General features: G+C 51.4%; 10 protein-coding genes. 3 read left to right on the top strand and 7 right to left on the bottom strand.

Features of this window, described 5'->3' with window-relative positions; genetic code table 11:
- The 5 genes from INT22_RS21685 to INT22_RS19830 form a co-directional block, all read right to left on the bottom strand.
- On the bottom strand, nt 1-203 hold a 203-nt coding region (locus INT22_RS21685; RefSeq protein ID WP_226912959.1), incomplete at its 3' end, for a hypothetical protein.
- Between the two features lie 15 nt (nt 204-218).
- Complete coding sequence (locus INT22_RS19815) at nt 219-1,454, bottom strand: hypothetical protein (RefSeq protein WP_226912960.1); 1,236 nt, start codon at nt 1,452-1,454, stop codon at nt 219-221.
- Complete coding sequence (locus tag INT22_RS19820) at nt 1,423-1,947, bottom strand: hypothetical protein (RefSeq protein WP_226912961.1); 525 nt, start codon at nt 1,945-1,947, stop codon at nt 1,423-1,425. Before INT22_RS19820 ends, INT22_RS19815 begins: the two co-directional genes overlap by 32 nt.
- Before the next feature lie 439 nt (nt 1,948-2,386).
- Nucleotides 2,387-3,322 carry a glycerophosphodiester phosphodiesterase family protein gene (locus tag INT22_RS19825; RefSeq protein WP_193068780.1) on the bottom strand — a complete coding sequence of 312 codons (936 nt, stop codon included), beginning with the start codon at nt 3,320-3,322 and terminating at the stop codon, nt 2,387-2,389.
- 161 nt (nt 3,323-3,483) lie between these two features.
- Entirely contained in the window at nt 3,484-4,032 is a 549-nt protein-coding gene (locus INT22_RS19830) for an adenylate kinase (RefSeq protein ID WP_193068781.1), read from the bottom strand.
- Between the two features lie 333 nt (nt 4,033-4,365).
- On the opposite strand from INT22_RS19830, the gene INT22_RS19835 reads away from it, so the two are divergent.
- Nucleotides 4,366-4,755 (top strand): VOC family protein, encoded by a 390-nt coding sequence (locus INT22_RS19835; RefSeq protein ID WP_038477195.1) that lies wholly within the window; start codon nt 4,366-4,368, stop codon nt 4,753-4,755.
- Between the two features lie 222 nt (nt 4,756-4,977).
- Here INT22_RS19835 and INT22_RS19840 read toward each other — a convergent pair whose 3' ends face one another.
- Nucleotides 4,978-6,372, bottom strand: coding sequence for an SLC13 family permease (locus INT22_RS19840; RefSeq protein WP_193068782.1), 1,395 nt, complete (start codon nt 6,370-6,372; stop codon nt 4,978-4,980).
- Nucleotides 6,373-6,463: 91 nt separating this feature from the next.
- On the opposite strand from INT22_RS19840, the gene INT22_RS19845 reads away from it, so the two are divergent.
- Complete coding sequence (locus tag INT22_RS19845; RefSeq protein WP_193068783.1) at nt 6,464-7,267, top strand: AraC family transcriptional regulator; 804 nt, start codon at nt 6,464-6,466, stop codon at nt 7,265-7,267.
- Nucleotides 7,268-7,291: 24 nt separating this feature from the next.
- On the opposite strand, the gene INT22_RS19850 is transcribed toward INT22_RS19845, so the two are convergent.
- Nucleotides 7,292-8,275, bottom strand: a complete 984-nt coding sequence (locus INT22_RS19850; protein WP_089039469.1) for an aldo/keto reductase — start codon at nt 8,273-8,275, stop codon at nt 7,292-7,294.
- 58 nt (nt 8,276-8,333) lie between these two features.
- Between INT22_RS19850 and INT22_RS21690 the strand changes: the two genes are divergently transcribed.
- A partial coding sequence (locus INT22_RS21690; RefSeq protein ID WP_226912962.1) for a helix-turn-helix domain-containing protein occupies nt 8,334-8,631 on the top strand: 298 nt, incomplete at its 3' end.

An 8,631-nucleotide genomic window follows, 5' to 3' on the forward strand; every position in this document is an offset into this window, starting at 1 on the left:
ACGTCGTAGGATGAACGCTTACTCTCGCGCTGCTGCCGCTCATGGCTTTCCATCCGACTACTTTCTAACTGTTGAGTGAGCTGGTGTTGGCCTAACCATATAAAGAGTGCCACAAGCGCTAGCAGTAATAGGCTGCTCAGCGCGATAACACGCCAAGTCAAACTAAGCCGGTAGCGCGCTTTAGGGGACGAACGTGTGGTCATCTCTGCGTATCCCGATCAAAAGCGCAGTGAAAGCTGGAAGAGCAACATATTCCAATGTCGGCTTGTTTCAGATGCATCCGCGTCTTTATGTAAGGGTAGCCAACCAGTACCGTCCACATGATGATATTCACCTGCCAACATTAGGTTGGGTCTGGGTGTCCACTGAACGCCAAAGGTAATGTCATCTGCAAATTGAGAATGGGCAGGGCCCAAACCACTTTGTGCGTAGCGAGTACCTGAACGGTCATTTCGATCATTTACCAAACGATCAAAGCGAATTAACCACTGCCAATCATGGTCCATACGACGCGTATATTGCACATACCAGCTTTCACCGGTTTTTTTCTGGTCAATGGCAGGATTAAAGCCATCTAGTTCAATTGTTCTCAGCGCATACTCAGAGGTTAAGCTCCACAGCTCGTCATTGTATTGCAATGAAAATACCCAAGGCTGAAACTGGAAGCTGCCATTAGTTAGTGGGGGTTGAGCGTCTTCATAGTCAGCGTTAGCACTAGCGGTGCTGAGTGCCATTAGAAAGTGTCCCCCGTTGTCTTCATAGCGAATTTGGCCAATCGCAGAAGAGCCCGCGCGTAACGATCCTGGAAAACGCTTCAGCCCAAGCGCTTGATCGACATCGTCCTCTATGCGGGTTTTACCAACGCCTGCTTGAAAGCGAAAAACGCCGGACTGGGTTCGCTCTTCATGATAAATACTGGCGCCATCGCCAGCCATTCCCAACGATCGAGTGCGATCAAAATAGATTGATTGTGGCAATAAGATGCTGGGGCGCGTGAAAGCGACGTCACGCGTTTGGTTATAAATGCCGAAGGGGTTTTTAAATCTACCTACCTGAAGGCCTAGAGTACGCTGCTGGTTGGAGACCATCTGATAATCCACCACGCCATAATCTAGCGTTGGGATGGCATCGCTAGTTTCACCACCGGCGCGACGGCTAAGCACCTGAGCGGCCACCAGCACATTGCGGTGAGGGCGGAGAGAGGCGTTAACACCTATTTCGGTATACTCCAGACTTCCTGCATTCTCACTGCTGCTACCGAAGAAATCATTATCGTCGGTGATGATAAGCGCCTGGCTCAGGAAACCATGTACTTGCAGAGTGTCGAGCACGTTTTCGTTTGCCCAGGCGGACGAGCAAATAGGCAGTGCTAGCAAACTTGTGAGTATGGCTACAGTGGGCCTGCGGATAACGGAAAAATGCTCATTCCATTGAAATAACTTGGACATTTTCATCCAGATACTCCCTTTCAAGATATCCCAGCGCGCCAGGAGTATTTGCAATCTTCTCGCGCATTTCGAGCTGATCAGCAACGCGATTAGGCGCTTGCCCCATGCCAGAAAACACCATGCGATCCCATGCCAGTTGTAGCTGATGTGGATAAACGGCGAGCTGCTCTTTGGTGAAACGCGCATGTACAGGATCTCGGTTTGGCAGCACAAACACCTGTACGGCATCGCCGTCAGGCCATGTACGTTGCCGCATGGCAAATATCGCCCGCGTTGTGTCACGGTTTAGCCATTGCGTGGCTACCGCTGGGTGCGCTACTAGAAGTATGGCTGCGTCTTGATCAACGGATTGTGCATGGGTTTGTCCGGCCAAAAGAAAAGCCAGCACCAACCCAGTAAGGCCCCGTTTGATTTGTTGGCAAGCGATACGTATCAAGTAAAGAGACGGCATAGCGCGAGTCTTTTCCATCGCCTGCTGAACGCCAAGTCCATGCAGCATACCATTCGTACTAGCACGCTATATGTGTGTGAAATGATGACGCTTACTCCTCTTCAGTCTCTAGAGGCAAATTTTTGTTTTATAAATATTTTGTGTGATGACAGATAAACTTTTGAACCTCGGTTCGGCAACGCTAAGTCGAAACGGCACAGTTTTAAACCCTACATCAATTTTGTTGATCTTACCTACATAACAATCAACGAAATGCTCTGCGACGAAAGTATGTATCGTCTGGAAATGTCGCATCGCATGGTTGATTGACAATGACACACGAGGGCAGTGCTTGAAGCGCTAAATACATGCGTTCAATGAACCTACTTCTCGATAGTTAAGCTGTTGCTAATTGCTATCAGGCTTGAGAGGGGGGAGCTTGGATCCACCTCGATCAACTAAAACGCCCGACCAAAGCCGAGCGTAAAAGCGGCGAGCCAACGCTGGGTTAGTCCGCGAGTTCAAGAAGCCGGTCAGCGTAATCGGTAAATAAACCGTTGACGCCCCAGTCCTGTAAACGCTTCATCTCATCAGTTTCATTGATGGTGTAAACGTGAACGGGAAGGCCGTTCTCTTGAGCTTGGCGAATAAAATCAGCATCAATAACGTCTTCGCCGTTATACGTCACATTCGTGCCGATACCTGCCGCGTACGCTGCGATTGCCTGAAAGTCTTCGTCAGTGATGTCTGCTGGCGCTGGAGTAACACCTGTCCACTCCACTAAACGATCATTATCTTCCTCACTGGGCGAGTACCACACCAACTGGATGAGGGGGATATGTTCATTAAGCTCATGTACTTTGAGTAGGCTACCCTGCTCAAACGATTGCACCAGCACCCGACCATTTTCAATCATTTCGTGTTCTTCAAGTGCCTCAACCAAGGCTTCTTCTAAACCAGGGTTCAACAGAGGGGACTTGGTTTCAATGTAGTAACGAGCATCGTGACCAAAGCGCTCAAATAGCTCTTCCAGTGTGAGTATTTGCGCTCCTTCAAAGGCCGTATCTGCCTTATCGACATTGGCGTCGTTGAACCAGGTACCGGTATCAAGCGCCTTTAGCTCTTCTAGCGTGTAATCATGAATATGGCCTTCGCCGTCACTGGTGCGATCGATGGCATCATCATGGAATACTACTAACTCACCATCGGAGGTGAGCTGAACGTCCAGTTCCAGGTAATCAGCTCCCCACTCGTGGGCCAGTTCATAGGCTGCCATGGTGCTTTCCGGTGCATGTCCGCTGGCACCGCGATGAGCGATTACCTGAAACGACTCCAGATCCTTTAGCTGCTGCTCTAGTGGCGTTGCCTCTGCGAGTGCAGTGGACGTAGCAGCACCAGCAAAAAGACCCAGTGACACGGCAGTAATCAGCGGATGACGTTGCATAGAAATTCCTTAGTTGAACAGTTGTTCAATTATCCTACAGGTCTCCTCACGCAAATGCCAAACGGGGTACATCTTCCAAGGGGGCCTTGGCAGCCGATTAGCGCAGCTATTCGGCTTACCAAAGGAAATACACATGAGGTAAGCATTAAAAGCTACATAGTTTAGACAGAGGCATTATGGTGGAGGTTATCCACTAGCACCTGCGCTTCTCTATGCGAGGTTAAACGCACAAACTGGATATGGGCATAGCGTGGATCAATCATATCGGCGAAGTAACGTTTGCGGTTTTGATGCCATGTTTTAAGCGACCAGAGCAATACTGAATTACGGCTTAAAAATGTTTGGCGAAAGCTTTCGCGGTTTCCTGTACCGGGCCAGATCTCTTCTCTGCTAATAATACGCTTTATGGCTCGTGAGCAGGCTTGGCTGAAGACACGCCAGAAGGGGAAGTCGATCCACACCACCATATCGACATCGCGCCACTTAATTGGCCGCGTGCGATCAAAGTTGCCATCCAATACCCACCCATTGGTGGAGGCCGACAGTGCCTCCTCCAGCTTGGTGAAAAAGACATCGTCGGGCGTGCCCTCCCAGTTAGCGCACCAAAACAGCTGGTCAAGCTGAATGTAAGACGTATCCAGCGCTACTGAGAGCTGTTTAGCCAGTGTGCTTTTGCCACTACCACTAGTGCCGACCACATTGATTTTCATGGGGGTATCTCCTGGGCGGCGCAGTAGTTTAAAGAGTGTTCTAAACACGGGCAAGTGCACTTAAGAAAAGAAACTAAAAGGCTCACAGTGAGTTACCAACGCCTGGGAACTGCTAAGCTTCTTTTCAGGATACCGTTAATGATCAAACAGCCTGAACGAGTAGCCGCCATCAGCGCCAAGGATTAGAAATTTGGTTTGGAGAGCCAGAAGAGTGACTTTGCGATGTGCGAGCAGGGAAAGGGGACTGCTTATCTTCTCACTGATAGCCCAGCGATCGGCGGCTATCTGAACTAAGTAGATAAACAAGGAGATAGACGATAAGAGGTAGCCACAATGATTGCTTATACAATGGTAGGAACGCATAACCTGGAGCGTGCACTTCGCTTTTATGCGCCGCTGTTTAACAGTATGGGTCTGGATGTGTGCTGGCAAGACGATGCCTGCGTTTCTTTCGGCGACCCTGATGATGTCAATGTGCCAAGGTTCTTTGTTGGTTTTCCCTTTAATGGTTATCCCGCTAGCGTTGGCAACGGCACCATGACCGCGTTTCAATTTGCTGATCCTAAAGAAGTCGATACGCTCTATCAATTAGCGATGCAGAACGGGGGCAGCGATGAAGGTCCGCCAGGTTACCGCCCTCAGTATGGTGAAGGTTTTTTCGCCGCCTACGTACGAGATCCAGACGGCAACAAGCTGGCGTTTGTCGTCTATCCTCATCGATAGATGCTAAGCCAACTCAGAATCAACAAACAGCTCCTCTGTAAAGGTTGAATTACACAAATCAAGAGGAGCAATGATGACGACGCCGTTGGCGCAAACTCCCAGTATGACTAACCAGGAGTATCTGCTGCTGGATGGAAGGCGCTCAATTGATGAGATTGTTGGAGGAAATTGTTTGAGGAAATTGCTCCGTCGTTGGGCTAGAGCAATCGTTACTGGGTGTCTCTAACCCACCCAACCCAACAGTCGCCACCAAAGGTAGTCTAATGGCATCAATAGTAAGATCGTTATTAGCGCTAATGGGATGATGATTTTCAACAATTGGCTCAGAGGCTCTTTAGATAGCTGCATGGCCATAATCAAGGGCGCCACCTGATAAGGAAAAATGACGGTGGAAAAGCCTACTACCTGAGTCATTAACACCGTGGAAAGTGACAGCTCTGAAGCCGCGGCGAATTCGGTGGCCATGGGAGTTAGTATGGTAGCTACATTGGGTGTGGTGGCGACTACTCCAGTCAAGGTGGCCATCAATGAAAGCGACATAAAGTCCCAGAAGGGGCTACTGTTGCTCGTCTCCAGCAGTTGACTAAACTCTCTTCCCATAACACTGCCAATGCCTGAGACATTTACCAGTGTTCCCACCCCCAATGCTGCGGCCACAAATACTACGGTGCCAAAATCTGTCGCTCCATTGAATGATTTCGGGGCCATGACACCGACCTTTGGCATCATTAGCACTACCGCTGCCATCAGCCCCACCCACGCAGGGTTGATGCCGTGTAGCGTATCGGTAACCCAAAACATCAACGTAATGCCCAGTATGACAGCCACTTTTTTTTGCTGTGTCGCATCGCCGGAAAATTTGGTTTCAGCGACGGCTTGCTTGAACTGTGGGTCAATGCGGGCTGGGAATACCACTATTACCAGCGCCACGATCAATAGTGCTTTTAGCATTCCCAAAATAGGAAAGTGCAGTAGTAGATACTCCGCATAGCCAAAATGAATGCCATATAGACTTTCACTTGCACCTGCCAAAATCATATTAGGGAGGTTGGATGGAAGCACCGCAAAACTTGGCATGTTACAAGCGGCAGCAAGAGCAGTGGCTACGCCCAGTCGGCCAGCGCTGCCCGGCTCAAAGCCCACTCGTTCAGCCAATGCTAAACCAATAGGAATCAATACCACCGCTCGACCCGCTGAAGAGGGCATCACAAAGCCTAGTGCTACGGCGGTTAACACTAATCCCCCAATCAGCCGTGGATAGCTTGCCGTTAGCAGTGGTGCCAATACGGCCGCTAGTCGATCGCCAAGTTTGCTTGATGTAATGGCAGAACCAATTACAAACCCGGAAATAACCATCCACACGGCTGTTGAGCCAAACCCCGCGAATAGCTGCTCCGGCGCTAGCAGACCCAATATGCTAACCAGCGCAAAGAAGATCAGGCCAGTCAGAAATGGGGGGAGTACCCCGGTACTCCACAGCACCAGCGTGAGCAGTACCATGCCAGCGCTGTAAGAAAATGCCGCTGGGTTGCCCGCTAAGGGAAAAAATGCCAATAACAAAGCGACCAATAAGGCCGCGGTTGCTATTGCATGGGAAAAGCGAAGTGAACGAAGCATGAGGAGGTCCTGGTGGCGATAAGCTCAATTGCGCGGTGCGCGCAGCTGGACCTACAATAGCGCCTGCATGCTGACGTGTTGAGGGCAAGATATGACAATAAATAGCGATAAAGCGACAATGTCGCCACCCAGTGATATAGCGTTCGTCCTCGATCCTAGTCGCCCTGTATTGACTCGCGCTCGCAGTATGCAGGCTGAAACTGGGGTATTGCCGCACGCTCACCCTCGCGGGCAATTGCTATGGGCTAAACACGGCGTGCTGCGTGTTACCAGTGAACAAGCGGTGTGGGTTGTACCCTCTACTCACGGCGTGTGGATACCCAGTAACTGTCTCCACCAAGTGAGTTGTGAAACGCTGGTGGAAACCCGCAACCTCTACATTGATCCTACTTGTAGGGCACGTGATCAGGACACCCAGGTGGTGATGGTGGCGATGAGCACGTTGATGCGCGAGATTGTGCTAAGGCTAAACGATTCCCTAAAGTGTCGCGACGACGATGCCAGCACGACGCGCCTAGGCCTAGTCGCGATTGATGAGCTAAATAGTCTACCCGCTGAGAATTTGTCGCTACCTTCTGGGACTGACCCGCGGTTGCGACGTATCATTAGCCACATGGTCAACCACCCGGATAATCGCCACACATTAGCTGAGCTGGCGGGCCTTGCCGGGGCGAGCGTACGAACGCTAGAAAGGCTATTTAAGTCCGACACCGGGCTGACCTTTCGCCAATGGCGTACCCGCTTCAAGTTGATGAACGCGCTTGAAGCCCTGGATAGAGGCGAAAGCTCAACCGCCGTGGCCTATACGGTAGGCTATAAAAGCGTCAGCAGTTTTGTGGCTGCCTTCAAAACGGAGTTTGGCTATACACCTCAAGTCCGCGCCCGCTGCCAATAATGCGGCGATTAGGCGTTAGTTAACTCATGCATTAACCCCTTTCATGCCTTCCGGCGTGTAGCGCTCACCGATCACTGGAATGCGTGCGGTGGCTGCTTCCAACTGACGTTGCTCATCAGCGGTAAGAGTAATCGACGTTGCTGCTGCATTCTCTTCAAGGTAGCGCAGCCGCTTAGTCCCTGGAATTGGCACGATGTTGGGGCCTTTAGACAGTAGCCAGGCGAGCGATAGCTGTGCAGGTGTGCAGCCTTTGTTGGCGGCCACTTCACCAATCACGTCGGCGATTCGGCGGTTGGTGCTCATGGCCTGATCTGAAAAGCGCGGCAAGTTAGGGCGAAAATCGCCTTCCTCGAAATCCGCAGTATCCTGAAATCTACCCGTCAAGAATCCCCGGCCTAGTGGCGAGTAGGGCACAAAGCCGATGCCTAGCTCGTTACAGGTGGGGAGCACCGCCTGCTCTACGTCGCGTGTCCAAAGCGAATACTCGGTTTGGACGGCAGTAATCGGGTGCACTGCATGGGCGCGGCGCAAGGTGTCAGCGCTGACCTCGCACAGGCCGATATGGGCAATTTTTCCCTCTTTGACTAGCTGGGTGAGGCCTTCCATGGTCTCTTCAATAGGCGCATCCGGGGTAACGCGATGGACGTAGTAGAGATCGATTTGCTCGACCCCTAACCGCCGCAGCGATGCCTCGCAGGCCTTGCGCGCATACTCGGCGCTGTTGTCCAGGCGTCGTTGATACTCACCGGGGTTGCGCACAATGCCAAACTTAGTTGCGATACGCACTTGCGGCTTATGCTTAGCGAGGAAGCGGCCAATCAGCTCTTCGTTATGGTGTGGTCCGTACATATCTGCCGTATCAAAAAAATCGATGCCCAGTTCCACTGCCTGCGCCAATACGCGTAGTGATTCACTGTCATCCCGTGGGCCGTAGAATTCACTCATGCCCATGCAGCCCAGGCCAATAGCGGAAATAGAAAGGTCGGTGCCAAGTGTACGTTGTTGCATGCTGTCTCTCCGTAAACCGTTCTTGAGTAGCGGAGTGACAGCGTGGCACTATCCCATAATGAAAAAAATGAACGAGTTCGATAAGCCATTTTCCGGTTTTGAAAAACAGATGCCCCGTGGGTGGGTGTGGGATGACACTCGCGCTTTTTTGGCTGTGGCTCGTCACGGGACGCTGAGTGGTGCCGCAGCGGAACTCCATTTGGGCATTGCGACGCTCTCTCGGCGTATCGAACGGCTGGAAAAAGCGCTTAAACTACCGCTATTTGTGCGCCAACAGTCGGGCTACCAACTGACCGAGGAAGGAGCAGGGCTGGTCGAGAAAGCTGAAGCGCTGGAAGCGGCTGCGGTGGCGTTTA

The sequence above is a fragment of the Halomonas sp. 3D7M genome (assembly GCF_014897885.1).
GTDB lineage: Bacteria > Pseudomonadota > Gammaproteobacteria > Pseudomonadales > Halomonadaceae > Vreelandella.